Raw genomic sequence first — 24,915 nt, 5'->3', positions numbered from 1 at the left:
AATGCCAAAAAACGAATCATTAAACAAAATTCTTGTTCTGGGTAGTGGCGCCATTAAAATTGGTGAAGCCGGAGAATTTGATTATTCTGGTAGTCAGTGTCTTAAAGCAATTCATGAAGACGGTCTCAAAAGTGTCCTGATAAATCCAAACATTGCTACAATTCAAACTGATACAAGATTTGCAGACCAAGTGTATCTGTTACCAGTAAATCCACAATATGTTGAATCTATTGTAGAGAAGGAAAGACCTGATGGAATCATGTTGGCATATGGTGGTCAGACTGCTCTGAACTGTGGTGTCAAACTAGAAGAAGCTGGAATTTTGCAAAAATATGGTGTCAAAGTGCTTGGAACTCAGGTTCAAGGCATCAAAAACACCGAAGACAGGCAGCTTTTCAAGGATCAGATGACTGAAGCAGGTGTTCCTGTACTCAAGAGTAGAACTGTCACTAGTTTTGATGATGCAAAAAAGACTGCCGAAGAATTGGGCTATCCTGTCATTATCAGAGTGGCCTATACTCTGGGTGGCCGTGGTGGTGGAATTGCTCACAATGAGATTGAATTACATGAAATTGTAGAGCGAGGTCTTAATGCAAGTCTTGTCGGCCAAGTACTAGTTGAGGAATACATTGGTCATTGGAAACAAATTGAATATGAGGTAATGCAAGACTATGATGGCAATAATGTAATTGTCTGTAACATGGAAAATATTCTTTCAATGAAAGTTCACACTGGTGATAACATTGTAGTTGCACCATCTCAAACAATTAACAATCATGAATATCACATGTTGCGCTCAGCTGCATTGCGTGCAACAAAACATGTTGGAATTGTTGGTGAGTGTAACATCCAATATGCATTGGATTCAGATTCAGACAGATATGTTGCAATTGAAATCAATCCACGTTTGTCTCGTTCTTCAGCTCTTGCAAGCAAGGCAACAGGTTATCCACTTGCATACATGTCAGCTAAAATTGGATTAGGTTATAGTTTATCAGAACTAGTAAACAGAATTACAAAAAGTACAACTGCATGCTTTGAGCCATCACTTGACTATGTAGTTTGTAAACATCCAAGATGGGACTTTGCAAAGTTTGATCATGTCAATCGAAAGCTTGGTGTTACTATGAAATCAGTTGGTGAAGTCATGGCAGTTGGACGAACATTTGAAGAATCTTTACAAAAAGCAATCAGAATGCTTGACATTGGAAATGATGGACTGGTGTTAAATCGTGCAAATGGCAAAAAATACACTGAAGAAGAAATTGAATTCAAGCTATCTCATCATGATGATGAGATTTTGTACAATGTCTCAATTGCTTTGAAAATGGGAATTTCAGTTGAAAAAATCTACAAACTTTCTGCAATTGATCCTTGGTTTATCGAAAAGATACAAAATATTGTAAATGCTGAGACAAAACTCAAGGAATCAGAATTAGACAAATCTCTAATGTGGGATATCAAGAAACTAGGCTTTTCAGACAAGCAGATTGCCCGTTCAAAGGACAAATCCCCTGATGACGTGCGTAAAATACGCAAGGAATTAGGCGTGGTTCCTGCAGTAAAGCAGATTGATACACTAGCAGCAGAATGGCCTGCAGTTACCAACTATCTCTATTTGACATATGGTGGATATTCTCATGATATCGAAGTTCCAAAAGATGACCCTGGAATTGTAGTAGTTGGTGCCGGTCCTTACAGAATCGGCAGTAGTGTAGAATTTGACTGGGGAACTGTCAACATGGTTTGGGGCTTGCAAGAAAATGGAGAAAAGAATGTTTCAGTTGTTAATTGTAATCCTGAAACAGTTTCAACTGATTATGATATCTGTACTCGATTGTACTTTGAAGAACTTACACAAGAAAGATTACTTGACATTGCTGACTTTGAGAATCCAAAAGGTGTCATAACATGTGTTGGTGGACAAACTGCAAACAATCTGACTCCTGGACTAGCTGAGCGTGGCATCAATATTTTGGGAACATCAGCCAAAGATGTTGATAGAGCCGAAGACCGTTCAAAGTTTAGTGCAGAACTAGACAAGCTACACATAGGTCAACCAAGATGGCAAGCATTCTCAAATCTTAATGAAGCAAAATCATTTGCACAAGAAGTAGGATTCCCAGTTATTGTTAGACCATCTTATGTTTTGTCCGGAGCTGCAATGAAAGTTGTCTGGTCGCAAGATGAACTCAAAACATATGTCAAAGAAGCAACAGATGTATCACCAGACCATCCAGTTGTAATTTCAAAGTTCATGCTAAACTCGTTAGAAGTTGATGTTGATGGAATTAGTAACGGCAAGGAAGTCATCATTGGAGCAATAGTTGAACATATTGACAGTGCAGGTGTTCACTCTGGTGATGCAATGATGTGTATTCCTCCTTGGAGATTAAGTAACAAAATCATTGAGACAATTACTGATTACACAAAAAGAATTGCTCTGACATTTAATGTCAAAGGACCATTCAATTTACAATTCCTGGTAAATGATGATCATGTCTATGTAATAGAACTGAATATTCGTGCATCACGCTCTATGCCATTTGTCTCAAAACTAGTCAAAACAAACCTAATTTCACTTGCTTCCAAGGCTATTTTGGACAAACCACTGCCTAAAATCCCTGAAAACAAGTGGCAGAAAATCCACAATTACGGCATCAAGGTTCCACAGTTTTCATTCATGCAACTTGATGGTGCAGACATTGCACTGGGTGTAGAGATGCAGTCAACTGGTGAAGCTGCATGCTTTGGAAATAGTTTCTATGATGCACTATCAAAGGGATTGACTTCAGTTGGATACAAACTGCCTGAGACTGGAACTGCTGTTGTAACTGTAGGGGGAACAGAAAACAAGGAGAAATTATTGTCTTCAATTGCAAAACTAAAACAATTAGGATTCAAGATTATGGCAACTGAACACACTGCTGAATTCTTTGAAGAAAAAGTAGGTGGAATTGAAATTGTCCACAAGATTTCTGAACCTAACAGACAACCAAACATTTCAGATATGCTTTATGAAAGAAAGATTGACTTTATCATAAACATTCCAAGTACATCAACTATTGAAAAATACGTTGGAATGCTTGAAGACGAATACCAAATTAGACGAAAGGCAATAGAGCTTGGAATTCCTGTACTAACTACAATTGAGCTTGCTGATTCATTTGTCAAGACTCTGGAGTGGCGCAAAAACAACAAAGCCACAACTGATCCAATTGAAGCATACGACAAGATAGAATAATTCTAAAAAACATAAACAATAGCAGTCTTATTCAAAATAATGGCAAAAAAGTTCTCTGATGATGAACTAGATGAGGTTCTAAGTAGGATTGATAAATTTGGCGCAGATGGAATGCGTTATCTTCATCTCAAAGATGGAGTAAAGAAAAATTTTATCAAAATCAAGATTGCTGAATTCAAACTCAAAGATATTCTTGTGTTCTTAGATGAGAATGGCCTTGTTCAGAGAATCCCCTTTGATGACAAGACAGGATTTCATGATATGACTTTGTATAGAATTTCTGAGAAAGGGCAGGAACTATTGGAGAAATTCACGCGTACTCCAGATGATGATTGGAAGAAAAACAGCTATCCTGTGACTGTAGTTTGTCAGAACTGTGGCTATTCTTATTCAGTTAGAGTTCCATATTCAGAAACTGTAACGACCTGGGCAAAATCTCAAAGATGTCCTAACTGTGCACAAAAAGGCACCTTTGTAACTTTACTGTGATTGTTAAAATTTTATTTTACAGAACTTGATCAATAATTGATTCGTTTCCAATTATAGTTCCATCAAGTGTTATGATTCTTGCATTTGAAATGGAATCTATTCTGTCAATGATTGGTGAGATTGATTTTTTGTATCTTTTTCTGTGAGTTGCGTAAAAGTACTTGTTAAAAGAAGGAACTATAGTAATTTCCAATTCTCCAGACTTGTTTGGAAAAATCTTTTCTTTTTCAGTCTTTATGGAGACCCAAACACGCTGGCCATTAACTACAGAATCTTCTTGAAAAAATACTGGATGCAAATGTCCCATGATAATTTTATCTACATGTGAAAAGTTTTCTGAAGGCATTGTATGTCCATGTGTTAGCAAAACATTTTCTTCAACCATTCCAGTTGAGCTAATCATTGAGATATTATCTGGCACCAATCTCTGAATGTTTGCATCATGGTTTCCTGGAATTAAAACAACATCGCACTTTTTTCTAATTTCTTCAAAGAATTTTGGAACCTCATCCCACTCACTTTTTCCGATACTTTTTACGCTTGATTTTACATCTCCTAGTAAAATTACAGAATCTGGATTCTCTGAATCAATAATTTCAGAAATCTCTGATATTGTCTCATTGATTGTGGAATTTTTTCCAATAAAGATTTCATTTGATGCCATGGTACTCTCAAAACCAATGTGAATGTCAGTTATGATGAGATTTTTCTTTTCTCCCTCTAGAATGAGGGCAGGTTTTGAAGGAACTATTCTTGTTTGCAGCATCAAAGTTATACTCTGGATATGAGATTAAACCGTTATGAACAAGGATCCTGATAGACTAGAAACCATAGTTTCAGAAAAGCGTGTTAAACTGCATGTTTTTGAGCCTACCGGAAGAAAAATTTGGACAGTCGTTGGAAAAGGTGAAGAGTACTGGGTAGATCCTAAAGCTAATTTTTGTTCTTGTCCTGCATTTTATTTTGGTCAATCAAATGGAAAGACCTCTTGTTACCATTTGGATTCAGCCGCACTTGCAATCAAAGAAGACAAATTTGAAACAATTACTTTTTCAGACGAAGAGTTTACTGATTTTCTTTCAGGTTTGATCTCTGATTTGTAATTAGAACTGGTTAATAACTAGAAATTCTATAATTATTACATGGATGATGCACAAAGAAACTCTGAAATTGAAAAGATTGCAAACCTAATGGTTCATGATGACATTTCACCTGATGAACAAGATGAATCAAAACTTTCTTCATATCGTGATCAAATCAAAACTGATTGTGGAGTTGATGATGAAGAAGCAATGAAGATTGTCTATGAGACATTGTTGTTTAGAAAAATGAAAAATTCTGATTCTAATGATTTCTTAGAAAAAGGAAACGAGTTTGGTGCTGGATTCAGCTAAGTTTATTCTAATGGAATAGACTCGATATCGTCTTTTGCAACACCTTTCCAAAGACCAATCATTCCTTCTGGTTCAACTTCTTCGACTTTGGTGATTTGTTGAATCTTGATATGATCTGGGTTTGGTGGCATCCACATCATTGCCATGTAATCGCCAACATTTCCTACTTTGTTTGGTAATGCCATGGTAACTTTGTCTGCTGCAAAACCTTTTGCAGTAAGTGCATTCATTGCTTTTTCTTTAAGATCCATTCTTCCATGGAGGAACAAATAGACATCTTTGCTAGTATCAATTTCAGCCATGAAATCACTGATTTTTTAAACTAAATCAACCTTCTGATCCGAATTTGCCCAAAAAGGGTTAAATTAGAATATGCAAAGATTTGGATTGTGAAGATCTTCACTGTCGGTAGCAAATCCTTTGTAACAAGCTTTCAACTAGCCGGAGTTCCAGGCAAAATCACTGATACTCCACAAAAAGCACTAGAGGAAATCAAGACATTAACTGATGATGAAGAAGTTGGATTGGTTCTAGTTAGTGACGATATTACTGAAGAAATCAATGATCAGCTAACAGCACTAAGGGCTGAAAAATCAACTTTGGTCTTTGCATTGCCTGCAGCTGGCAGCGAAAAATCTGAGGTCGATTACAGAGTTATGCTCAAGAAGATTCTCGGTGTATAGTTCAATATACTTATAGTACAAATTTCTAAAATCGTAACATGAAAACTGCATCTGTAAAAGAACCATCTGTAATTACAGTTGATGAAACTAAAAAGCCAACCTTAGAGTCTGGTGATATTTTAGTTCAGATGCATGCATGTGGAATTTGTGGTTCTGATTTGGAAAAAGTCTTTGGACAATATGGACAACCATCAATGAGATTAGGACACGAACCAGCTGGAATAGTTGTTGAGGTTGGCTCAGATGTAACTGAATTTGCTAAAGGTGACAGAGTCTTTACACATCACCATGTTCCATGTTATGATTGTCATTTGTGTAGTCACGGAAATGAAACAATGTGCAAAAAATATTCTGAAACAAATCTTTCTCCATGTGGATTATCTGAAGAGTATGTAGTTCCTGCATGGAATGTTGCACACGGTGGTGTCTTGAAAATTTCTGATTCACTTTCATTTGAAGAAGCTGCAATGATTGAACCATTGGCATGCTGTGTTAGAGCTTGGAACAAGTATTCCTACCAAGATGGTGACTCTGTTGCAATTTATGGTGTTGGTCCAACTGGCATGATGCATGTAATGTTGGCACAAACAAAAAAATTCTCTAAAATATTTTGCTTTGATGTAAATGATTTCAGATTAGACTTTGCAAAAAAATTCAACATTACTGATGCAATTCATTCATCTGATGAAAACAGAAAGCAAAAGATTCTAGATGAGACAGAAAACAAAGGCGTTGATGTTGCAATCGTGGCTACATCCAGCCTCAAAGCACTAGAGGATGCAATTGATATGGTCCGAAAAGGTGGTGCTGTAATGATGTTTGGCGTCCCAACAAAAGGAGCAACAATGAATCTTGATATGAGCAAAATATACTCTAAGGAAATCACTTTGGTTACAAGCTATGCAGCTTCTGATGCAGATACCAAAGAAGCACTAGAATTAATTGAATCAGGAAAATTAGAAGTCAAGAAACTCATCACTCACACATATCCTATTGATGATACTCAAAAGGCATTTGAACACGCCAAATCCGGTGATAATGCCATGAAGATAATCATTACAAAATAAGAAAGGCTTAAGAATAGCCTGAAATTTTTGCAATTCGAAGACAAATGGATTGGGGATTAAAAAACAGACTAGCACAAATTATCAAACCTCAAAATAATCGTGCACTAATGTTGGCAGTTGATCACGGATACTTTCTTGGTCCAACTGAAAAATTAGAAAATCCAAAAAAAGTAATTGCTCCACTTTTGAAACACTGTGACTCTTTGATGTTGACACGTGGTGTTCAAAGAACATCCGTTGATGCAAACACAGATATTCCTATGGTTTTACGAGTTTCAGGTGGTTCTAGTATTATCGGAGATGACTTATCTCAAGAAGACATTACAGTATCAATTCAAGATGCAATTAGACTAAACGCAAGCGCACTTGCAATGTCTATCTTTGTTGGTTCAAAATATGAATACCAAACAATTGTTAATCTTGGAAAATTAGTTTCTGAAGCAGAACAATATGGACTTCCTGTATTGGCAGTAACTGCAGTAGGAAAAGAACTTGGTAAAGATGCAAGATATCTTTCACTTGCATGCAGAGTAGCAGCAGAACAAGGCGCTCACATTGTCAAGACTTATTATTGTGATAATTTCGAAAAAGTAGTTCAATCATGCCCAGTTCCAATCATTGTTGCAGGCGGAAAGAAGATTCCTGAACGTGATGCAATGCAGTTAACATACAATGCAATCAAAGGCGGCGCAGTTGGAGTTGACATGGGTAGAAACATCTGGCAATCAGAGCATCCAGTTCCAATGATTAAAGCAGTCAAAGCAATCGTTCACCAAAATTACAATGTTGATCAAGCTTACAAACTATACCAAAAATTAATCTCACAAGAAAAGAAAAAACCACAAGGCAACAAACCACAACAAAAGAAAGGCAACAACCCAAACCAAAAGAAAGGCAACAACCCAAACCAAAAGAAAGGCAACAACCCAAACCAAAAGAAAGGCAACAAACCACAACAAAAGAAAGGCAACAAACCACAACAAAAGAAAGGCAACAAACCACAACAAAAGAAAGGAAATCCTAATCAGAAAAAAGGCAACAAACCAAACAATCAGAATAAATCAAACAAGCCTAACGGCAATCAACCAAAACCAAACAATCCTAAGAAATAATCAAACTTCTATCTTTGATAGATGAATGTGAGCAATCTTCCATGTTGGATGTTTTACTAGAACAAAAGTTGCTCTGCCATTAATGGTCATGTGCTCTCCAGTGAATGCTTTGTTATCTACGAGCATTCCTTTTTGAATCAACTCCATTGCAACAACAGCTGTATCTCCAAAGACACTGATCTTTGGATTTTTAATTTCATAAGAGTAATCTGAAATGCTGACAAAACGTAACTCTTCTAGTTCAATTGTTGTCTTGTAGTCTTTGAGATCATACGGTGGCAAGTCACTAAAGCTAGAAAATTTAGAGTCATCAAGATGAATCTCTTTGAGTTTAGTAAGATCTTTTGAGATTCCTGATTCAAAGAGTGTTTCAATTACGTTGATTATCTCTTCGTTATCTGACAAAACTATCCAACATGCAATGTGGAAATTATCAGTTTAAGTCTTCTGTAGTTTTGAGCCTATTCCAACGTTGAATATTCTGAAAATCCTTATATCTCAGATCTCAGTGATTTTTGTGATTTCAATGAACAAAAGATTAAACGAAAACATTGGCCAAATTTTGCCAGTTCTACTAGTACTGTAAGTACGTCCTAAAATTTAGACATTAAAATTATGGAGAGAGATTGAATTGATGAATAAGATGAACAAAAAATTGGACACCATGACTGGTGCAAAAGCCTTGATGACGGCTATGGAAAAAGAAGGCGTCAAACAAGTATTTGGCTTACCGGGAGGTGCAAATCTTCCAATGTATGATGAGTTTGCAAGATGCGACATTAGACACATCTTGGTAAGACATGAACAGTCTGCAGCTCATATGGCTGATGGCTTTGGTAGAGTTTCAAGAAAACCTGGTGTATGTTTTGCAACATCAGGACCTGGTGCTACTAACATTTTGACAGGTCTTGCAACTGCACAAGCAGATTCTGCACCAATGGTAGCAGTAACAGGACAAGTTCCAGTAAACATGATTGGACGTGATGCATTCCAAGAAAGTGATATTCTTGGAATGGCAAATCCTGCAATCAAATATGCATATCAACCAAGAACTGCAGCTGAAGTTCCTGATGCAGTCAAAAAAGGATTTTACATTGCTGAAACCGGAAGACCTGGTCCCGTTCTAATTGACATTCCAAAAGATGTACAGATTAACGAAGCTGAAATGGATTTCCCAGATGAGTTTAGAATTCCAGGATATCATCCATGGACTGATCCTGATGTTGTTGCAGTAAAAAAAGCAATTGAGATGTTATTACATGCAGAAAAACCAGTTATCTTAGCTGGTGGTGGTACAATCATTTCATCAGCATTTGCAGAATTGCAAGCAGTAGCTGAAACTTTGATGTTGCCAGTTGTAACTACTTTCAAAGGTAAGGGTGCTTTCCCTGAAACTCATCCATTATCATTAGGACCTATTGGAATGCATGGACATGCTGAAGCAAATAGAGTTATGGCCGAAGCTGACTGTGTATTGGCAATCGGTACAAGATTCTCAGACCGTTCTGTAGGAACATTTGAAGAATTTGAAAAGAGATTAAAGATTATCCACATGGATGTAGACCCTGCTGAAATTGGAAAGAACCAAACCACACAAGTTGCAGTTGTAGGTGATGTTAGAGCATCATTACGTATTATGGTAAAATTACTCTTGCAGCAAGCAGTAAAGAAAACTGAAGAGACTCCTTGGATTAAACACGTAAAGGAAACCAAAGCATACTGGAAAGAAAATCTCAAATTACATCCAGGAGAAATGGGCGCAGCTAAAATTTTACGTAAACTTAGAGAACTCTTACCTAAAGAATCTGTAATTACAACTGAAGTAGGACAACACCAAATGTGGGCTTCATTATTTTATGATGTAATTCAACCTGGTACTTTCTTTAGCTCAACTGGATTAGGTACAATGGGTTGGGGATTCCCAGCTGCAATTGGAGCTAAAGTTGCAAGACCTGATGTTCCTGTAGTTGACATTGCAGGTGATGGTAGTTTCAGTATGACTGAAAACTCTTTGGCAACAGCTGTGTTAGAAGACATTCCAGTTATTGTATTCTTGTTAAACAATTTCACATTGGGAATGGTAGCTCAATGGCAAAGAACCTTCTATGATAGAAGAATGATTGGAGTAGACCAAGGAAAATGTCCTGATTATGTTAAACTTGCACAATCATATGGTGCACAAGGAATCAGAGCTCAATCCATGGATGAATTAGACAAAGCAATCAAAGATGGATTGAGTAGTGACGTTGCAACTGTAATTGATATTCCAATTGATCCTGAAGAAGATGTATTGCCATTTGTAGCTCCTGGAACATCACTTTCTGATATGATCTTACCATCTTAGGAGTTCAATTATGTGGTCTATACTTTCTATCTTAGTTGAAAACAAGCCAGGTATCTTGTTTAAGATTACACATTTGTTTCGTTCAAGAAATTTCAATATTGATAGCATCTCAGTAGGAATTACAGAGAACCCTGATTATTCTAGAATGACTATTACAACCTATGGTGATCAGCACCAAGTAGAGCAAATAGTCAAGCAATTAGACAAAATGATTGATACCTTGGATGTTCAACTCTTAGATGAGCACAAAACCGTATTTCGAGAACTTAGTATTTTTAAGATAAAACTCAGTAATGCTAATGATAGTATGAAGATAAACGAATTGGCAAATGCATATGGAGGCAAAGTCCATGATGTCAAAAAAGAGTCTATCATGGTAGAATTGACTGCTACTCCTGACCAAATCAAAGCATTTGAAGAATTGGCAAAACCATTTGGCATTTTAGATGTTGCTAGAACCGGTGTTGCTGCTTTGCAAAGGAGTGGGGCCTAAATGCCAAATGTTAGAATTTTTGATACAACATTAAGAGATGGAGAGCAAACACTTGGTGTTTCATTATCTCCTGATCAAAAATTAGCAATTGCAAAAAAATTAGATGAATTGGGAGTTGATGCCATAGAAGCAGGCTTTCCAGTAATTTCAGAAGGTGAGTTGCAAGCAGTAAAGATGATAACTTCAGCTGGATTGCAATCAGAGATTTGTGGATTAACAAGAACTATCAAAAAAGACATTGATGCTGCAATTGATGCAGGATTAAACTATGTACATACTTTTATTGCGACATCAGACATTCACCTCGAACACAAACTCCAGATGACAAGAGAGCAAGCATTAGAAAAAGCAATTGAAGCAGTAGAGTATGGAAAATCACATGGCTTGCAAGTAGAGTTTTCAGCTGAAGATGCATCAAGAACTGATAGAGAATTTTTGAAAAAGGTTTTTGGTGAAGTTGCAAAAGCAGGTGCTGATAGAGTAAACATTCCTGATACTGTAGGATATTCAACTCCTGAATACATGGCACAAATTACTAAAGACACTATTGAAGCTACAAACTTGCCAGTTAGTGTTCACTGTCACAATGATTTTGGGTTAGCTGTTGCAAACGCACTTGCAGGAATACATGTTGGTGCAGCATGTGCACATGTTACAATTAATGGAATTGGAGAGCGTGCTGGTAATGCATCATTAGAAGAACTTTCCATGGCACTCAAATGTTTGCCATATGAGCAAAAGTATGAGACAAACATCAAATCTGAATTAATTTATGATGTATCTCGATTCATCTCTAAAACTGTAGGAATTATTGTTCAACCAAACAAGGCAATAGTTGGTGCAAACGCATTTGGTCACGAATCAGGTATTCACACTCATGGTGTACTCAATAATCCATTGACATACGAGCCAATCAGTCCTGAATTAGTTGGAAGAAAGAGATGGCTCAAAGTAGGAAAGCATGCAGGAGTTCACGGAATGAATGCAATGCTAGAAGAATATGGAGTAAAACCAACTGAAGAGCAAGCAAAACAAATCTTGGAAAAAGTCAAGGTGTTAGGTGACCAAGGAAAACAAATCACAGATGTTGAGTTGTTATCAATGGCAAGTGAAGTTTTAGGTGAAAAAGAACTCAAACGTATTGTACAGTTAACTGGATTCTCTGTTTCTACTGGAATTGGAACGATGCCTTATGCATTTGTAAAACTCAATGTAGATGGACAGGATCATATTGGAACTGACTATGGAGTAGGTCCAGTAGATGCAGCACTAAATGCAATTCAAAAAATTACTGGCAAGATTTCAGAGATTAGAATCAAAGACTATAGATTGGCATCAATTTCTGGTGGTTCAGGTGCATTATGTGAGGTTACAGTCAAAGTAGAAGATCCTGCAGGAAACAAGGTTTCAGCAAAATCTGTCGGTGAAGACATTGTAACTACTTCAGTTAAAGCAGTCATTGATGCAATTAACAGAATCATGCTCAAAAAGATGCTCCAAGAAAAACAAGTAAGTTAGAATAATTTTTGATATGGTACAAACAAAGTATCTTCTGTTTTTACCAATTTCGTATGTTGCAATAATTCCACTAGTTCTGTTTTTTCTTCCTAGTTTAACTCCAAATGATTTCTTTTCTAATATTCTAATCACTCTTGGATTTTTGTTGCTGATTTGGAATATTGTTGAATTCTACAAGGTATTTGTACAATTCAAGGGAACGATTCCAAAAATGTCTACAATTGTTGATTCTAAAAAAATAATAAAATCAATGCTAGTTATTTCCATTCTGATTTTGTCAAATGGAATAATCTTGGAATTTGAGAAATTTGGCCATCCTGTTACTGAGCAAAATATCGATACTTTGGGTACATTAGCCGTGATTCATTATGATTTTAAAACTGCAGCAATGTGGTCGTTTGTTTATTCTGCAATTCTCTTAATTGCACTGCAATTTTTCCCTCATTATAATTTTGGACAGATGATAATTCATTTTAAAATTGGATATTCGTCTTCGGAGAAAATTAAAAAATTAAAATTTTACAAAAAATCCTTGGAGATTTACAATAATTATCTTATCGAAGCTTTGAGGATTAGATTTAATCGACATCAAGAAATCGAATCTTATTTCTTTTCAGAAAACATATCTGTTGTTGACAAGTTGATTACTCATGCATTATCCGATACTTCTGATAGACTTCTTCCTGCACAGCGATTGAATGCGTTTTTGAGCATACCAAAAAAGCAAGCTTTTAGAAAAAACAAATTTTTTGAGAATTCAGCACTCTCTGCTAAAATTTTAGGAATAATTCTTGGCTTGGGTGGAATAATTGTCGCAATAAGTCTTCATTTCAATCCAAATTTTCTATGATATTCCTATCGATTAACTCATTAATGTAATCTCTTTGAAATAATTATGTACAAAATCTCATTAATTACTGGTGATGGAATTGGTCCTGAATTGTCAGATTCTGCAGTTTCAGTGTTAGAAACAATTCATGATAAATTAGATTTGAAATTTGATATTACAAAATTATCTGCAGGTGACAAAGCATTAGCTGAAACTGGCAAGGCTTTACCTGATGAAACAGTTGAAACTATCAAATCATCTGATGCATGCATGAAAGCACCAGTTGGAGAATCAGCTGCAGATGTCATCGTGGTATTGCGACGAATGCTTGATTTGTATGCAAACATTCGTCCTGCAAAATCCTATCCGCACATGCCTGCTTTACGTGATGATATTGATATGGTAATTGTTCGTGAGAATACTGAGGATCTTTACACTGGCAAAGAATTCAGCTTGGGTGATTCTTCAGTTGCTTTGAGAATAATTTCAGAGCAAGCTTCCAAAAGAATTGCAAAATATGCATTTGAAGCAGCAAAAATGAGAAATGACAAGAAAAAAGTAACCTGTGTTCACAAATCAAATGTGATGAGAGTTACAGATGGAATGTTTGCAAAAGCATGTACTGAAGTTTCTAAAGAGTATCCAGATATTTCATTTGAGCAAATGTATGTTGATGCATGTGCAATGAACTTGATTCGACAACCTCAAGAGTTTGATGTTGTTGTTACTACAAACTTGTTTGGTGATATCTTGTCTGATGAATCCTCTCAAGTAGTAGGCGGTTTGGGGATGGCACCAGCTGCTAACATTGGTGATAATTTTGCACTCTTTGAACCAGTACATGGTGCAGCATTTGATATTGCAGGAAAAAACATTGCAAATCCTTCATCATTTTTGTTATCTATCAAGATGATGCTTGATTGGCTTGGAACAAAGAACAATGATTCAAAATGCATTGAAGTTGGAGCAAAATTAGAATCAACAATCTTTGATTTGGTAAAATCAGGTGTGAAAACTAAGGATATTGGTGGGGAGAAATCTACTACTGAGTTTACCTCTAAAATTACAGACAATCTCTAATCTTTCTGAAACTTATCAAGTGTAACATATGGATTCACGCATATGTCCATTGAAGCCATTTTGAATACCAAACTTTAACACAACTGTTGCAGTCATAGAAGTATTATTGTCATGATGTTATTAAAAACAATATCTTTTAGTTCAGCTTCAAACCGTACACTGTTTGAAAATTTGAATTTTGCAATTTGGATATTTTAAAAGCTTTATTTTACGACTGACAATTTTTTGATTTTAGATCAAATTTCAAGAGATTCATTCTTCGCCAAAATTACTAATAATATCAACTACCGGTCTGTGAGTCCCGTCTGCATTTAGAACAAAGTTCCACCTGTCCCAGTCATCAGTGTATCCTGAGTATCCATAGCGCCACGGCATGCATGCAAAGTATCCAAGTCTCTTTGCGTTTTGCAAAAACGACTCTATGCATCTTCTCTGTAGTTCCGGTTTAACTTCTTCAGTACTTTGTCCGCACTCTCCAATCATGCAGTCCTTTGATAACTCCAAGTCATCAAGGGATGGAAGGCTTCCTGCATCATCATACCTGTGAAAGTCAAAAAAGTCAACTGCGTCTGAAATGTCGTCTCTGAATCTCTTGACATGCTTGCTTTCCTGAAATCCGCAGGAGACGCGGTGTCCGGTGTTTTGTCTTATCTGAAGACATGCGTCATTGATGTACTGGATAACCTGGTCCCAGTGAACGTTGGTTGCAACGCCCCTGTCTCCAAGAATCTTCTCGTGTTCTATTCCCTCTGGCTCGTTTAGCACGTCAACTGCCCAGACTGTCTCCTTTACTACTGAATCATTTAGAATCTCAAAGACTGCATTCAAAAACGACTGGCGCTTTGGAGGTGTCGTAATTATTCCGTTAATCATTGCAGCATAATGATCACGAAAATCTGCAACCCCTGAATCAGTTAGGGCCCATGTGTCCATCAAACAAAAATAAAATTTCACGTCGTATCTTTTTGCGATACTGCACATGTCGCGAAGATTGTGCCAAAAGTCAGTTGTTATCCCCAACACTTCTCCAGTAGGGCCAAATGATAACCCCTCAAATCTCTCAAAGAGCCAGAATCTTACCACCTTGACACCCATTCCAGAAATGTCAGAAATTATTTTCTCAGTCTCTGCCGAGTCATATGGTACTGCAATGTGGTTGCCGTTGTCATGGTCGCGTGTCATGTTTGTCCCAATGTCATGGTCATAGTCTCGTCCAATCCATGCAAGGTTCAGGCCTACTGTAAACTTGCTCATAGCACCATCACGTAAATCAACAGTCCGATCATAACTGCAAATATCACTACTCCTATCTGTGTGCTTTGTCTGTAGTGGTCCGAACCATATGCAAATGGATGGCCAAGAGTTACTGTTCCCTTGTGGGGCTCTACAATCTGGCGCCATTCTGCAATTATGAATCCAAACCCTGCACCAATCAGTGCAGACCAGACAATTGACAATTCAATTGAATACTCGTTTGCTACCCAAATCAGAATTATTCCAACGATAATCAATTCCATTCCGAAGTGATAGTGCTCGTGGTTTTTCAGAGCACCTTTCTCATACTTGTTGATTGAAGGCTTTACCCACCAAAAGGTATCCAAAAGAAATGCCGCAAATGCGCCAAGCACAAAAAATACCAGGTCAAACTGCATCAGTCTACAATCTCGTCAATGGCTTTTACTAGGTTGTCTTTGTTAATGACTCCGTAAAAATTACTGTTCTCATCTACCACAACTAAATTCTGCACTTTGTTTTCTACTACAAAATCTATTGCTTCTTTGATGGTACTGTCTGTTGTAATTGGTGTGTATTTGACTCTGGCAGCTACACTCTTTAGTGTTTTCTCAAATTCTTCTGTAGGATCCAATGAGATGCCCTTTGAGAGCAAATCTCTAATGTCTGATTCTGAAATTACTTGAACCACTTTTTTACTTGGATCAGTTAATGCCAATATCCCGTAATCATTATCCATATGTTTTCCTGCATCTTTAATTTTGATGTTGTATGGTGCAGTAAACTTATCAGATCCCTTTTCTATGATGTATTCTAACATCTTACCAACTTTGTTTTTTTCAAATTTTTCTAACTTCATTTCTTCCACGTGAATCTTTTTAGCAAACTGTCTTTTTCAGGAGTGTTTTCTGTCTTTGATGTGTACTGCGCAACCAATAATGGCCATGTAATCCCCAACACAAATGACTGGATTGGAATAAAGTTTGGAAGCTCCGGAATCTGAAAGACAGTTGCAACTGCTCCGCCAATCATGGAATAACCAAACGCACGGCCATACCCAATGTCCTGAAATTTTTTGTTGAAATTAAATTTGATAAATCCAAGCTTTGATGCAACCAAATATGCAGTAGACCCAACAATTCCCATAATGGAGGAACCGACTATTGCCGAAGCGTTGTTTGCGTTTTCTACAAGCCATCCGTTTATCAGCGACTCTGGAGTGGACTGTAAAAATATCCCTGACAGGAGCAGCATTGCATCAAATGACATATTGTTACTCTCTTACTTTCATATTTATTAAGAATTCTACAAAATTGTTTTAAGCGATTCCTACCACACCAATTTATTGCCTCCATTTCCAAAACCAAAAGACATTGATTTTGAGTGGAAGAACGCCACTGAACTCAAAGCAATAATTGACATGCAAGACAATGGCGATTACAAGCTTCCAAAACCAAAAGGCAACCAACTACTGTGTGCAACCTGGAACATTGCAAACTTTGACAGCCAAAAAAGAGATGCTAAAGCATATGAGCTGATTGCTGAAATCCTCAGGCCCTTTGATCTTGTGGCAGTTCAGGAAGTAAACTCTGATCTGAGCGGAATCTATGAGGTGATGGAATTTTTACCTGACCATGACTTGCTCTTTACAGACATTGCTGGAAACAAGGAGCGACTCTGCTATGTATACAATTACAAAAAATTGGGACTGACTCCACATGTGGGTGAGCTTGACATTCCGCCATCAGATAGAAGATTTTACAAAATGACATTTCATGATGAGAACTGTGATCCTTGCATCCACAGGTTCTCAGGCTTTGACAGAAATCCGTATGTTGCAAGCTGGGTCTTCAAGGATTTTGTCTTCTCTACATACAACTGCCACATCTATTTTGGTGATGAAAAAGAAGATGACATTTTAAAATTCAGAAGAAGGATTGTTGAAATCTATTCTCTTGTAAAGTGGGTCACATCCAAGACAAACCACAAGAACGGTTATGTCTTTTCCCCAAATGTTCTGATACTTGGAGACATGAATGTACCATCGATGAAAAAAGATGACGAAGTATTCAAGCAAATCAAAAACAAGACGTTCTCACCTGTAGACTATACTGACTATCTAACACCTTATTCTAACATCAAAAACGATATGACCTTTGATCAGCTTGTCATTGCAAAGCCATTTGCAGAGGAAATGTCCCTTGAGGGTTATGGCATTTTTTCATGGGATAATGCAGTTTTCAAGAAACTCTGGAAAGACTTGGAAGAAGAAGACAAGAAAAATGCCGCAAAGAGATTTCAGGCATATGCAAAGTGGGCAATCTCTGATCACAGACCACTGTGGTGTCTGTTTGAATTTCAAGATGACTAGTATCTTTTCAAAAATTAAAAAATGATAACACTGTTCTTGAAATTTAATTAATTTCTAGCCTTTAAGGCTTAAAGCCAATATGGTTTGGATGATTCTCGATACTCTTTATCTTATTCACGTTCTCCTCTACAAATTTATGAAATGATGTGACCATTGGTGCTTGGTCATGCAATTGAAATCTCTTGAAGGAGATATCTGCAATTGCTCGATTAATGGCAATGACCTCTGATGTCTTGGTTGCATTTTCTCTTTGTTCATACAAGCTGTGGATTAGATCATTTAGTCTGTCAAGCTCTGTCATGTGTTCAAAAAGATAGTCATTGTCTCCTGCCATATCTCTGATTCTTTCTTTCATCTCTACTTTGAGATGTTTGAAATCTCTCATTACAGTAGAACGTGAAATTTCTAGCTTCTTTGCAATCTCTGTTTTGGGCAATCCCATTAAGAGTAACCTGTAAATTTTTTCTCTTCTGATTTGTGTCTCATTTTTTGTGCCTATTATAATACACCCTGTGTCAAATTGAACGAACTTTGCTGAATTATTATTTAATATTCGTTATTTGAGATTCTTATTTCATTTTGAATTGAATGTGGATAAATCAAACATCTTGTCCTGTTACCATCCATTCTAATGCACGTAAAACACCCTGATAGTATTTCATAGCATCTTCAGATGGTGCATTTACCAATCTTTGTTCTATTTCTTTTCTATATTCTGCAACTTCTTGTTCTGTTTTCATTAATCTAGTTAGAAATTTTATTGATATATTTGTCGTGTAATTCTTTCTGATTTCTTACAATCCACAAAAACGTCTCATGATTTGCATCCATGGAATGAACTGAGAAATTTTTGTTAAACAACAAAGTGTGCAAAAAACTTGATTTTTAGCTATTTTCTCTTCTTTCGAGCATCAGACGTTGGTGGATTAAGTGACCAGAAAAACATCACAAAGCTCAGTGGAATCATTATCAGAACAGCTGCAACTATTGATATTGCATAAAATCCTGGATCCAATCCCGGAATCAATGGTCCTGGAAACACTGCATACAGCCACAAAAACCCAGCAAACACAAGAATCAACTTGTTTTTCTTTACTAGCTGCTGCCAAGACAGGCGACGTTTCTGAATATAGCATTCCTTACACCTAGTTCTGTCATCTACCATACAATTAGTGCAGACTGTTTTCTCACAAAAATAACAGATTCTCTCTCCAAATGCAGAACCGCAGTAATCACACTGGTGCACAATACAAGATCTGATTCTTTGAATTTATCTTTTATTCAAATTGTAAATTTATTAGCCACACAACTATCATTTCAATTAATGTCAAAGTGCTGCATCTGTAAACTAGTCGCGGGTACCCTAAAAATCAAAGACGGTAATCCAAAATACAAAGGAAAGCCTATCTGCAAAGAGTGCCAAGGTTACAGAAAACTATTGTTAGATACAAAATAACTTTCTATTCTGAATCATTACCCTTGTGTTTTGCTGCCCATTCTTCGTACATTTTGATTAATTCATCAACGTCTTTTCCGTCTTCTGAATAGGTAACAATTACACCAAAGTTCCCCTTTGTGTCATGACCTCTTGCAAAATATCCCCAAAAATTATCTGGCAATTTTGAAAAACTGTTTGAATCATGTGAGACTCCAATCAGATTATTTCCAATTACTTCGACTACTTTTTTTGCGTCTTCTTGCTCTATCACAAATTATTCCAAACTATTACACAATAAAAATTTGAATCTACTCTATCACAAAACTCAAGGTTTCAGTCTGTCTGGATCTCTTGGATATAACACAACTTCACGGACATTATCAATTCCAATTAATGTGGTCATCAGTCTATCTAATCCCATTCCCCAACCTGAATGTGGTGGCATTCCCCAATCAAAGGTCTTTAGATGATCTTGGAACTGTGCAGGGTCTAAATCTTGTTCTTTTAGACGTGCTTTGAGAGTATCAGGATTGTGTAGTCTGGTTCCACCAGATGACAACTCCAAATATCCAAACTGCAAGTCAAATGAGCGTGATAGCTCTGGGTCTTCGTCTTTTTCTCTAATGTAAAATGGTTTGAGTTTCATTGGCCAGTCAGTTAAGAAGAAGAATCCTGGGTGATTATCCCCAATAATTCTGAGGTGTGAATCTAACAAATCATCACCAAATTCAATTTTCTCACCAGCACTTTTCAATTCTTCAACACATTGAGAGTATGTTACTCTGTCAAATGGTGATTTTGGAACTTCTATGGTATGACCGATTACTTCTTGCTCTGCTTTGTAGTTTTCTGAAGTATCCTTGTAGACATTCAAGACAAGTGATTCTAGCACATCCATGACATCATTGTAGTCCATGAATGCTGCTTCAATGTCAATACTGGTAAATTCAGACAAGTGTCTTCCTGTGTGGGAATTCTCAGCACGATAAAAGTTTGAAATCTCAAAGACTCGCTCCAATCCAATTGTCATCTGTTCTTTGTACAATTGTGGAGATTGTGCCAAGTATGCAGTCTGTCCAAAGTATTCCAATGAAAACAGATTGGCGCCACCTTCACTAGCTGAGCCAATAATCTTTGGAGTTGTAATTTCGATAAATTTTTTCTCAGCCAAAGTTTTTCTTAGTGATTGTAAAACATGATGACGTAACTTGAAGATAGAAGCTGTTTTCTGGTTTCTCATGTCTAGTGCACGATGATTCAATCGAGTATCGATATTGCTTTCAACTCTACCGATAGGATCAACTGGCAATGGATGAACTGCTTTACCTAACACATCAATTTCGTCTGCTTTAATCTCAAAAGCAAAATCACGTGCTTTGGTTTCTTGAACTACTCCTTTAACAGCTACAACACTTTGACGATTTATCTCACCCAAGTTGTCATTGAGTTCCCCCTTTACAATTACTTGAGAGATTCCTGTAACATCACGTAAAGTGATAAATGACATTTTACCTAGTTTTCTAAAATCTTCTACCCATCCACCAAGAACAACTTGATTTCCAATCAAGTCAGCTGTTAGTTCATTGATATCGTGAGTCTTTACAAAAACCATAACAATCCCCTATTTCTTATCCTCAAATTCTATCTCAATGTCAAGGTTTCGGGCATTTTTAACAATGGCAACTACTTTTTCAGTATCAATTGGAAATCTCGGAGTCCATTTACCTGAAACTACTGCTTTAGTTTTCTGAACTCCTCCAGGGGCCCAAACTGAATTAATTGATAGTATTTTGGTTGGGAAAAACAAGTCCTCGATGAATCGCTTGTCAGTTTCATCAGCCTCTACTAGCCATATTTTGCCCTTGAATTGCTCCTGTAGCAGTCTGTACAAAGTTCTACTTTGGCGTATAGTCAAAATATCGTTTTTGGCCAAAGACAGAACATAGTTTCCATCAAATTCCTTGCAAGAGTATAAAGTAAAATCTTTAATCTCATTTGTGGTCTTTGCAATATTTGCAAGAGTAATTGATGCATCAACGTCTGCCTGTGTTAGAATTCCTTCCTCGACCTTTTTCTCACACATTGGACACAGACTAGCATTCTTTGCACAAAAGCCACAAATTGGTAAATCCATAATCGACTTTAGATATTCTCAATATGTTGTTTATATCCCTTAGTGCAAAACAAAAATTCTAGTCTATTCCAACAAAACTATGGATTTTCTTACAGTCAAAGGACTATCTGCAAAGTACAACTCTACAAATGGTCCTGTATATGCAGTTGATGATGTTGATTTTACTCTAAAAGAAGGTCAATCAATTGGAATTGCAGGAGAGAGTGCATGTGGTAAGAGTACTTTGGGACTATCAATAATCAGAATGCTTTCAGGAGGAACAGCCACTGGTGAGATCTCAATTGAAGGTGAATCAATCCTTGACATGGATGAATCAAAGTTTGATGATGAATACAGATGGAAGAAAATATCTATGGTATTTCAAGGTGCAATGAATTCACTGGACCCAGTATTTACAATACAAGAACAATTCGAAGAGATTCTAAAACAACACAATTTCTCAGGTGATTCAAAAAAAGTAATAGCTGATGCAATGGATTCAGTTAGCTTGGATGCTATAGTTCTCAAAAAATATCCTCATGAGCTAAGTGGCGGAATGAAACAGCGTGTAATTATTGCAATGGCACTTTTACTAAAACCAAAGTTTGTCATTGCTGATGAGCCAACAACTGCACTTGATGTCTTGATTCAAGCTCAAATAATCAATTTGCTAAAAAAACTCAAAAAAGATGGCATGTCTTTTATGCTAATTACGCACGATTTGGCAGTATTATCTGAAATTTCAGACGTTGTTGGAATAATGTATGGGGGAGAAATTGTAGAGCTTGGATCATCTGAAGAAGTTTACAAAAACCCAAAGCATCCATACACCCAAGGATTACTTGAATCAATCCCAACTCTAAAGGGAAACACACCAAAGTACATCAAAGGGATTCCACCAAGTTTACTAGAAGAGCCAACACAATGCCGATTTATTGATAGATGTCCTCAAGCAATTGAAAAATGTAAACAACTTCCACCTAAATTTAAAACTGAAACTGGATATGTTAGATGCTGGCTGTATGAATAATTATTTCAGATATTCTTTGTCTATCTTTTTCAAATAAATTTCTTGAATTTCTGCAATCTCTCTTTGTGTAGTGTTTGAACAAATCATCTTTGCATACTGTGTAATCTCTGGATTATGTTCTGATTTTTCAAACTCTTCAATTTTCTTAAATGATTCTTGTTCAAACTTCATCACATCTTGTAGTTCTCTACTAATGTCTTCAATCTTCATGTTTTGATAGTCTTTGGAATTTGATTTTCTAAAACTAATCTCATCAATTAATTTTTGAATTTCATCTGGCTCTTCCAATGTCTATTATCGATAATGGTTTCTAAAAAAAGTTAATTCTGATTTTCTTTTTTATGTTCTAGTACATGTTTTAGACCATCAGTCATGGATAGCGAATCCAAATCAATGTCACAGTATGGGCATTTCAAAATTATTCAGAAAATTCTTTGACTACAGGCAAACATGCATCAATGATACGTAGCATTTCAGATCTGATTACTTTTTTATCAATTGAAATCCAGACTCTGGATTTTCCAATTGCAAATGAGATGGTCTGAACCTTTTTGCGCTCTTCCCAGACAAATTCGATTTCTCCAAGATTTTTATCAAAAAATCCTTCCAAATCTGTTTTTATTGCAATATGTGAGAATTGATACTTTGTATTTTTTTCATCTAGTAATGGAACCAAATCTGCTCTTCTCTTGTATGCAAGCAAATCTCCGGTCTCTCCAACTACACCTACAAATCTAATGTAAGGGCTAATTGCAGAAATTTTCTCACAAATCTCTTCCATGTTTGCATTTGTCATGCCTAGACTCTGAAAATATGATATTTTAATGATAGTGTCTTTTTTCTGCCCAAAAACTAGTCTCAGATCTAAAAATTATGGCCAGATGTGTAATCAAATGTTACAAATAACTAGTTTTAAGCAAAATTAAGAGAATTTTAGCATGGGAAAGGCGACATTAGCGTCAGTTATTGGTGGAGGTACTGTAGTAATGTTGCTGTGGCTTTTAGTTATAGTTCCAGAAGTTACTAACGCTCCTGAAATCATTGAAGTTTCTGATGAAAATTTTGGATATATTCAGATAGCTGAAAATGTTGGCGATCCACTTTCTGAGCCCATTAAAATGGTGTTCATTTGGACTTCAAAGGTAAAAGAAACAAATGGTAATTATGCTCTAATGCATACAAAATATGATTACAAAGATCTTCTAACTGAAGAATCTCTTTGGGTTACCGAATTTGATGAGCCCGTAAATAAAGTCACAAGAGAATATTTGGATAAACCTGGACATTTCATGTTCCCTACAAACCTTGAACAAAAAAATTATGAAGTTTATGATGTTGGTGGAGCCGTAATGAATTATAATTTTGTAGGTGTCACTGAGATTGATGGATTAGAAGTTTACGAATTTTATGGAGAAACCACGTTTGACATATCTGATGTATATCCTGATATTGGGCATACAATTTATGAAGATTATTCTGCAACAAACTTTATTGAACCAGTAACTGGCATTGAAGTTTCATTTAATGAAAAATTTACTGACTATGCAATAATTGATGGGGAAAAAGTAGTTATTTTAGATGCATATGATAGCCCTACAGATTTTTCTCAAACCATTCATGTTCAAAAAGCAACTAGTTTCAAATCTCTCTTTAATATCTATTATAACATTATTCCAATTATAATTGGTGTAATTACTGCAAGTATTGCAACAACACTCTTAATTCAATCTAAAGTATCAAAATCAAAACAAGAAGTTGTTGAATTACTAGAAACTGGTGATAAGAAAAACGAACTAGTTTCCATGATTAATCATGAAATTAAAAATCCACTTGGTGTAGTTTCTAACTTGACTGATATTCTCTTGATGGAAGATGAGAAAAATCCATTAACGGATCATCAAAGAAAAAGAATTCAACAAATTCGAACTACTAGTCACCAAATTGACGACTTGTTATCTGATTTTGCTGATATCAACAAGATTGATCTCAACAAAATCCACATTTCTAAAACCACCTTTGATATCAAAAAATATCTTGAAAATGCTATGGAGAGTGTCAGACCATTTACAGGTGAGAAAAATGTTCAATTGCGTTTACGCCTAACTGATACTTGGACAGTTTCAGCTGATCAAAAGCGTCTCTCACAAGTTCTATCTAATTTGGTGAAAAATTCTATTGATTTTGTATCTGAATCAGATGGTGAAATTGTTGTTTCTGCAAAACATGAGAATTCTGAAACTATAATCTCTGTTGAGGACAATGGAGTTGGAATCCCAATTGAGGAATCTGAAAAAATCTTTGATTCATTCCAACAACTAAAGACACCTGATCACGTAAAACATTCAGTAACTGGGCTAGGATTGTCTGTTTGTAAAGGAATTGTTGAGGCTCATGGTGGAAAAATCTGGCTTGATAAAGAATTCAAGAAGGGTTCCAAATTTAATTTCTCAATTCCAGATGAATAATTTTCTAAAAAT

Annotated in this window: 30 protein-coding genes; 15 read left to right on the top strand and 15 right to left on the bottom strand. The window is 36.3% G+C overall.

All coding sequences use genetic code 11. The annotated features are described in order from the left end of the window. The first annotated feature begins 1 nt into the window (after window position 1). Together carB and Q0941_RS05560 are read left to right on the top strand one after the other, a co-directional pair. A complete protein-coding gene (gene carB / locus Q0941_RS05565) occupies window positions 2–3,244 on the top strand; it encodes a carbamoyl-phosphate synthase (glutamine-hydrolyzing) large subunit (RefSeq protein ID WP_299292110.1) in 3,243 nt (1,080 codons plus the stop codon). A gap of 39 nt (window positions 3,245–3,283) precedes the next feature. Next, window positions 3,284–3,733 (top strand): hypothetical protein, encoded by a 450-nt coding sequence (locus Q0941_RS05560; protein WP_299292109.1) that lies wholly within the window; start codon window positions 3,284–3,286, stop codon window positions 3,731–3,733. 16 nt (window positions 3,734–3,749) lie between these two features. On the opposite strand, the gene Q0941_RS05555 is transcribed toward Q0941_RS05560, so the two are convergent. Then, window positions 3,750–4,499, bottom strand: coding sequence for a metallophosphoesterase (locus Q0941_RS05555; RefSeq protein WP_299292108.1), 750 nt, complete (start codon window positions 4,497–4,499; stop codon window positions 3,750–3,752). Between the two features lie 34 nt (window positions 4,500–4,533). On the opposite strand from Q0941_RS05555, the gene Q0941_RS05550 reads away from it, so the two are divergent. Together Q0941_RS05550 and Q0941_RS05545 are read left to right on the top strand one after the other, a co-directional pair. Then, window positions 4,534–4,836: a hypothetical protein gene (locus tag Q0941_RS05550; protein ID WP_299292107.1), complete on the top strand. Its 303-nt coding sequence runs from the start codon at window positions 4,534–4,536 to the stop codon at window positions 4,834–4,836. 39 nt (window positions 4,837–4,875) lie between these two features. Beyond that, on the top strand, window positions 4,876–5,127 hold the full coding sequence (locus tag Q0941_RS05545) for a hypothetical protein (RefSeq protein ID WP_299292106.1): 252 nt from the start codon (window positions 4,876–4,878) through the stop codon (window positions 5,125–5,127). Between the two features lie 2 nt (window positions 5,128–5,129). Here the strand turns inward: Q0941_RS05545 and Q0941_RS05540 are convergent, their stop codons facing one another. Next, window positions 5,130–5,429 (bottom strand): hypothetical protein, encoded by a 300-nt coding sequence (locus Q0941_RS05540; RefSeq protein WP_299292105.1) that lies wholly within the window; start codon window positions 5,427–5,429, stop codon window positions 5,130–5,132. Between the two features lie 87 nt (window positions 5,430–5,516). Here Q0941_RS05540 and Q0941_RS05535 point away from each other — a divergent pair, with 87 nt between their 5' ends. From Q0941_RS05535 to lsrF, 3 genes are read left to right on the top strand one after another with little or no spacing between them, the layout of a single operon-like run. Then, entirely contained in the window at window positions 5,517–5,810 is a 294-nt protein-coding gene (locus tag Q0941_RS05535) for a V-type ATP synthase subunit F (RefSeq protein WP_299292104.1), read from the top strand. Window positions 5,811–5,848: 38 nt separating this feature from the next. After that, window positions 5,849–6,877, top strand: coding sequence for a zinc-dependent dehydrogenase (locus Q0941_RS05530; RefSeq protein ID WP_299292103.1), 1,029 nt, complete (start codon window positions 5,849–5,851; stop codon window positions 6,875–6,877). A 44-nt stretch (window positions 6,878–6,921) separates the two neighbouring features. After that, on the top strand, window positions 6,922–7,989 hold the full coding sequence (gene lsrF / locus Q0941_RS05525) for a 3-hydroxy-5-phosphonooxypentane-2,4-dione thiolase (RefSeq protein WP_299292102.1): 1,068 nt from the start codon (window positions 6,922–6,924) through the stop codon (window positions 7,987–7,989). On the opposite strand, the gene Q0941_RS05520 is transcribed toward lsrF, so the two are convergent. Next, window positions 7,990–8,394: a nuclear transport factor 2 family protein gene (locus Q0941_RS05520; RefSeq protein WP_299292101.1), complete on the bottom strand. Its 405-nt coding sequence runs from the start codon at window positions 8,392–8,394 to the stop codon at window positions 7,990–7,992. 229 nt (window positions 8,395–8,623) lie between these two features. Between Q0941_RS05520 and ilvB the strand changes: the two genes are divergently transcribed. The 5 genes from ilvB to Q0941_RS05495 are packed head-to-tail and all read left to right on the top strand — an operon-like array spanning window position 8,624 to window position 14,253. Next, window positions 8,624–10,333, top strand: coding sequence for a biosynthetic-type acetolactate synthase large subunit (ilvB, locus tag Q0941_RS05515; RefSeq protein WP_299292100.1), 1,710 nt, complete (start codon window positions 8,624–8,626; stop codon window positions 10,331–10,333). Between the two features lie 10 nt (window positions 10,334–10,343). After that, the gene (ilvN, locus tag Q0941_RS05510; RefSeq protein ID WP_299292099.1) at window positions 10,344–10,826 is read left to right on the top strand and encodes an acetolactate synthase small subunit; all 483 of its coding nucleotides are present in this window, start codon (window positions 10,344–10,346) and stop codon (window positions 10,824–10,826) included. Beyond that, window positions 10,827–12,344, top strand: coding sequence for a 2-isopropylmalate synthase (locus Q0941_RS05505; protein WP_299292098.1), 1,518 nt, complete (start codon window positions 10,827–10,829; stop codon window positions 12,342–12,344). Window positions 12,345–12,357: 13 nt separating this feature from the next. Continuing rightward, complete coding sequence (locus tag Q0941_RS05500) at window positions 12,358–13,194, top strand: hypothetical protein (RefSeq protein WP_299292097.1); 837 nt, start codon at window positions 12,358–12,360, stop codon at window positions 13,192–13,194. Window positions 13,195–13,239: 45 nt separating this feature from the next. Continuing rightward, complete coding sequence (locus Q0941_RS05495) at window positions 13,240–14,253, top strand: isocitrate/isopropylmalate dehydrogenase family protein (RefSeq protein WP_299292096.1); 1,014 nt, start codon at window positions 13,240–13,242, stop codon at window positions 14,251–14,253. Between the two features lie 252 nt (window positions 14,254–14,505). Here the strand turns inward: Q0941_RS05495 and Q0941_RS05490 are convergent, their stop codons facing one another. The 4 genes from Q0941_RS05490 to Q0941_RS05475 are packed head-to-tail and all read right to left on the bottom strand — an operon-like array spanning window position 14,506 to window position 16,740. Then, a complete protein-coding gene (locus Q0941_RS05490; RefSeq protein ID WP_299292095.1) occupies window positions 14,506–15,507 on the bottom strand; it encodes a hypothetical protein in 1,002 nt (333 codons plus the stop codon). Next, entirely contained in the window at window positions 15,504–15,905 is a 402-nt protein-coding gene (locus Q0941_RS05485) for a hypothetical protein (RefSeq protein ID WP_299292094.1), read from the bottom strand. The genes Q0941_RS05490 and Q0941_RS05485 overlap by 4 nt, the downstream gene beginning before the upstream one ends. Then, entirely contained in the window at window positions 15,905–16,345 is a 441-nt protein-coding gene (locus tag Q0941_RS05480) for a CBS domain-containing protein (RefSeq protein WP_299292093.1), read from the bottom strand. The genes Q0941_RS05485 and Q0941_RS05480 overlap by 1 nt, the downstream gene beginning before the upstream one ends. Further along, window positions 16,342–16,740, bottom strand: a complete 399-nt coding sequence (locus tag Q0941_RS05475) for a hypothetical protein (protein WP_299292092.1) — start codon at window positions 16,738–16,740, stop codon at window positions 16,342–16,344. The genes Q0941_RS05480 and Q0941_RS05475 overlap by 4 nt, the downstream gene beginning before the upstream one ends. A gap of 91 nt (window positions 16,741–16,831) precedes the next feature. Between Q0941_RS05475 and Q0941_RS05470 the strand changes: the two genes are divergently transcribed. Beyond that, the gene (locus tag Q0941_RS05470) at window positions 16,832–17,857 is read left to right on the top strand and encodes a hypothetical protein (protein ID WP_299292091.1); all 1,026 of its coding nucleotides are present in this window, start codon (window positions 16,832–16,834) and stop codon (window positions 17,855–17,857) included. A 61-nt stretch (window positions 17,858–17,918) separates the two neighbouring features. On the opposite strand, the gene Q0941_RS05465 is transcribed toward Q0941_RS05470, so the two are convergent. The 6 genes from Q0941_RS05465 to Q0941_RS05440 all read right to left on the bottom strand — a co-directional run bounded on the left by Q0941_RS05465 (window position 17,919) and on the right by Q0941_RS05440 (window position 21,429). Beyond that, complete coding sequence (locus tag Q0941_RS05465) at window positions 17,919–18,317, bottom strand: HTH domain-containing protein (protein ID WP_299292156.1); 399 nt, start codon at window positions 18,315–18,317, stop codon at window positions 17,919–17,921. Between the two features lie 139 nt (window positions 18,318–18,456). Continuing rightward, entirely contained in the window at window positions 18,457–18,597 is a 141-nt protein-coding gene (locus Q0941_RS05460) for a hypothetical protein (RefSeq protein WP_299292090.1), read from the bottom strand. 149 nt (window positions 18,598–18,746) lie between these two features. Continuing rightward, a complete protein-coding gene (locus tag Q0941_RS05455) occupies window positions 18,747–19,103 on the bottom strand; it encodes a hypothetical protein (protein ID WP_299292089.1) in 357 nt (118 codons plus the stop codon). A 214-nt stretch (window positions 19,104–19,317) separates the two neighbouring features. Beyond that, on the bottom strand, window positions 19,318–19,566 hold the full coding sequence (locus Q0941_RS05450; RefSeq protein ID WP_299292088.1) for a hypothetical protein: 249 nt from the start codon (window positions 19,564–19,566) through the stop codon (window positions 19,318–19,320). A 54-nt stretch (window positions 19,567–19,620) separates the two neighbouring features. After that, window positions 19,621–20,907 carry an aspartate--tRNA(Asn) ligase gene (gene aspS, locus Q0941_RS05445; RefSeq protein ID WP_299292087.1) on the bottom strand — a complete coding sequence of 429 codons (1,287 nt, stop codon included), beginning with the start codon at window positions 20,905–20,907 and terminating at the stop codon, window positions 19,621–19,623. A 9-nt stretch (window positions 20,908–20,916) separates the two neighbouring features. Then, window positions 20,917–21,429 (bottom strand): transcription elongation factor NusA, encoded by a 513-nt coding sequence (locus Q0941_RS05440; RefSeq protein WP_367277474.1) that lies wholly within the window; start codon window positions 21,427–21,429, stop codon window positions 20,917–20,919. Window positions 21,430–21,508: 79 nt separating this feature from the next. Between Q0941_RS05440 and Q0941_RS05435 the strand changes: the two genes are divergently transcribed. After that, a complete protein-coding gene (locus Q0941_RS05435) occupies window positions 21,509–22,438 on the top strand; it encodes an ABC transporter ATP-binding protein (RefSeq protein ID WP_299292085.1) in 930 nt (309 codons plus the stop codon). On the opposite strand, the gene Q0941_RS05430 is transcribed toward Q0941_RS05435, so the two are convergent. Continuing rightward, complete coding sequence (locus tag Q0941_RS05430) at window positions 22,439–22,726, bottom strand: hypothetical protein (protein ID WP_299292084.1); 288 nt, start codon at window positions 22,724–22,726, stop codon at window positions 22,439–22,441. 130 nt (window positions 22,727–22,856) lie between these two features. Continuing rightward, window positions 22,857–23,234 carry a hypothetical protein gene (locus Q0941_RS05425; RefSeq protein WP_299292083.1) on the bottom strand — a complete coding sequence of 126 codons (378 nt, stop codon included), beginning with the start codon at window positions 23,232–23,234 and terminating at the stop codon, window positions 22,857–22,859. A 142-nt stretch (window positions 23,235–23,376) separates the two neighbouring features. Between Q0941_RS05425 and Q0941_RS05420 the strand changes: the two genes are divergently transcribed. Next, window positions 23,377–24,903, top strand: a complete 1,527-nt coding sequence (locus tag Q0941_RS05420; protein ID WP_299292082.1) for a porin PorA family protein — start codon at window positions 23,377–23,379, stop codon at window positions 24,901–24,903. The last annotated feature ends 12 nt before the right edge of the window (window positions 24,904–24,915 follow it).

This window comes from Candidatus Nitrosopumilus sp. (assembly GCF_028278985.1).
Classification (GTDB): domain Archaea; phylum Thermoproteota; class Nitrososphaeria; order Nitrososphaerales; family Nitrosopumilaceae; genus Nitrosopumilus.
The sequence above is the reverse complement of the archived record's forward strand: the minus strand, read 5'-3'. Positions and strand labels throughout refer to the sequence as shown.

Bases quoted from the DNA above. Each gene is read 5' to 3' on its own strand.
- Q0941_RS05480 (WP_299292093.1), bottom strand. From the start codon at position 16,345: ATGAAGTTAGAAAAATTTGAAAAAAACAAAGTTGGTAAGATGTTAGAA.
- Q0941_RS05440 (WP_367277474.1), bottom strand. From the start codon at position 21,429: ATGGATTTACCAATTTGTGGCTTTTGTGCAAAGAATGCTAGTCTGTGT.
- aspS (WP_299292087.1), bottom strand. From the start codon at position 20,907: ATGGTTTTTGTAAAGACTCACGATATCAATGAACTAACAGCTGACTTG.
- ilvB (WP_299292100.1), top strand. From the start codon at position 8,624: ATGAATAAGATGAACAAAAAATTGGACACCATGACTGGTGCAAAAGCC.
- Q0941_RS05420 (WP_299292082.1), top strand. From the start codon at position 23,377: ATGGGAAAGGCGACATTAGCGTCAGTTATTGGTGGAGGTACTGTAGTA.
- Q0941_RS05490 (WP_299292095.1), bottom strand. From the start codon at position 15,507: ATGAGCAAGTTTACAGTAGGCCTGAACCTTGCATGGATTGGACGAGAC.
- carB (WP_299292110.1), top strand. From the start codon at position 2: ATGCCAAAAAACGAATCATTAAACAAAATTCTTGTTCTGGGTAGTGGC.
- Q0941_RS05500 (WP_299292097.1), top strand. From the start codon at position 12,358: ATGGTACAAACAAAGTATCTTCTGTTTTTACCAATTTCGTATGTTGCA.
- Q0941_RS05495 (WP_299292096.1), top strand. From the start codon at position 13,240: ATGTACAAAATCTCATTAATTACTGGTGATGGAATTGGTCCTGAATTG.
- lsrF (WP_299292102.1), top strand. From the start codon at position 6,922: ATGGATTGGGGATTAAAAAACAGACTAGCACAAATTATCAAACCTCAA.
- Q0941_RS05540 (WP_299292105.1), bottom strand. From the start codon at position 5,429: ATGGCTGAAATTGATACTAGCAAAGATGTCTATTTGTTCCTCCATGGA.
- Q0941_RS05460 (WP_299292090.1), bottom strand. From the start codon at position 18,597: ATGAAAACAGAACAAGAAGTTGCAGAATATAGAAAAGAAATAGAACAA.
- Q0941_RS05550 (WP_299292107.1), top strand. From the start codon at position 4,534: ATGAACAAGGATCCTGATAGACTAGAAACCATAGTTTCAGAAAAGCGT.
- Q0941_RS05485 (WP_299292094.1), bottom strand. From the start codon at position 15,905: ATGCAGTTTGACCTGGTATTTTTTGTGCTTGGCGCATTTGCGGCATTT.
- Q0941_RS05425 (WP_299292083.1), bottom strand. From the start codon at position 23,234: ATGACAAATGCAAACATGGAAGAGATTTGTGAGAAAATTTCTGCAATT.
- Q0941_RS05555 (WP_299292108.1), bottom strand. From the start codon at position 4,499: ATGCTGCAAACAAGAATAGTTCCTTCAAAACCTGCCCTCATTCTAGAG.
- Q0941_RS05545 (WP_299292106.1), top strand. From the start codon at position 4,876: ATGGATGATGCACAAAGAAACTCTGAAATTGAAAAGATTGCAAACCTA.
- Q0941_RS05435 (WP_299292085.1), top strand. From the start codon at position 21,509: ATGGATTTTCTTACAGTCAAAGGACTATCTGCAAAGTACAACTCTACA.
- Q0941_RS05560 (WP_299292109.1), top strand. From the start codon at position 3,284: ATGGCAAAAAAGTTCTCTGATGATGAACTAGATGAGGTTCTAAGTAGG.
- Q0941_RS05530 (WP_299292103.1), top strand. From the start codon at position 5,849: ATGAAAACTGCATCTGTAAAAGAACCATCTGTAATTACAGTTGATGAA.
- Q0941_RS05475 (WP_299292092.1), bottom strand. From the start codon at position 16,740: ATGCTGCTCCTGTCAGGGATATTTTTACAGTCCACTCCAGAGTCGCTG.
- ilvN (WP_299292099.1), top strand. From the start codon at position 10,344: ATGTGGTCTATACTTTCTATCTTAGTTGAAAACAAGCCAGGTATCTTG.
- Q0941_RS05505 (WP_299292098.1), top strand. From the start codon at position 10,827: ATGCCAAATGTTAGAATTTTTGATACAACATTAAGAGATGGAGAGCAA.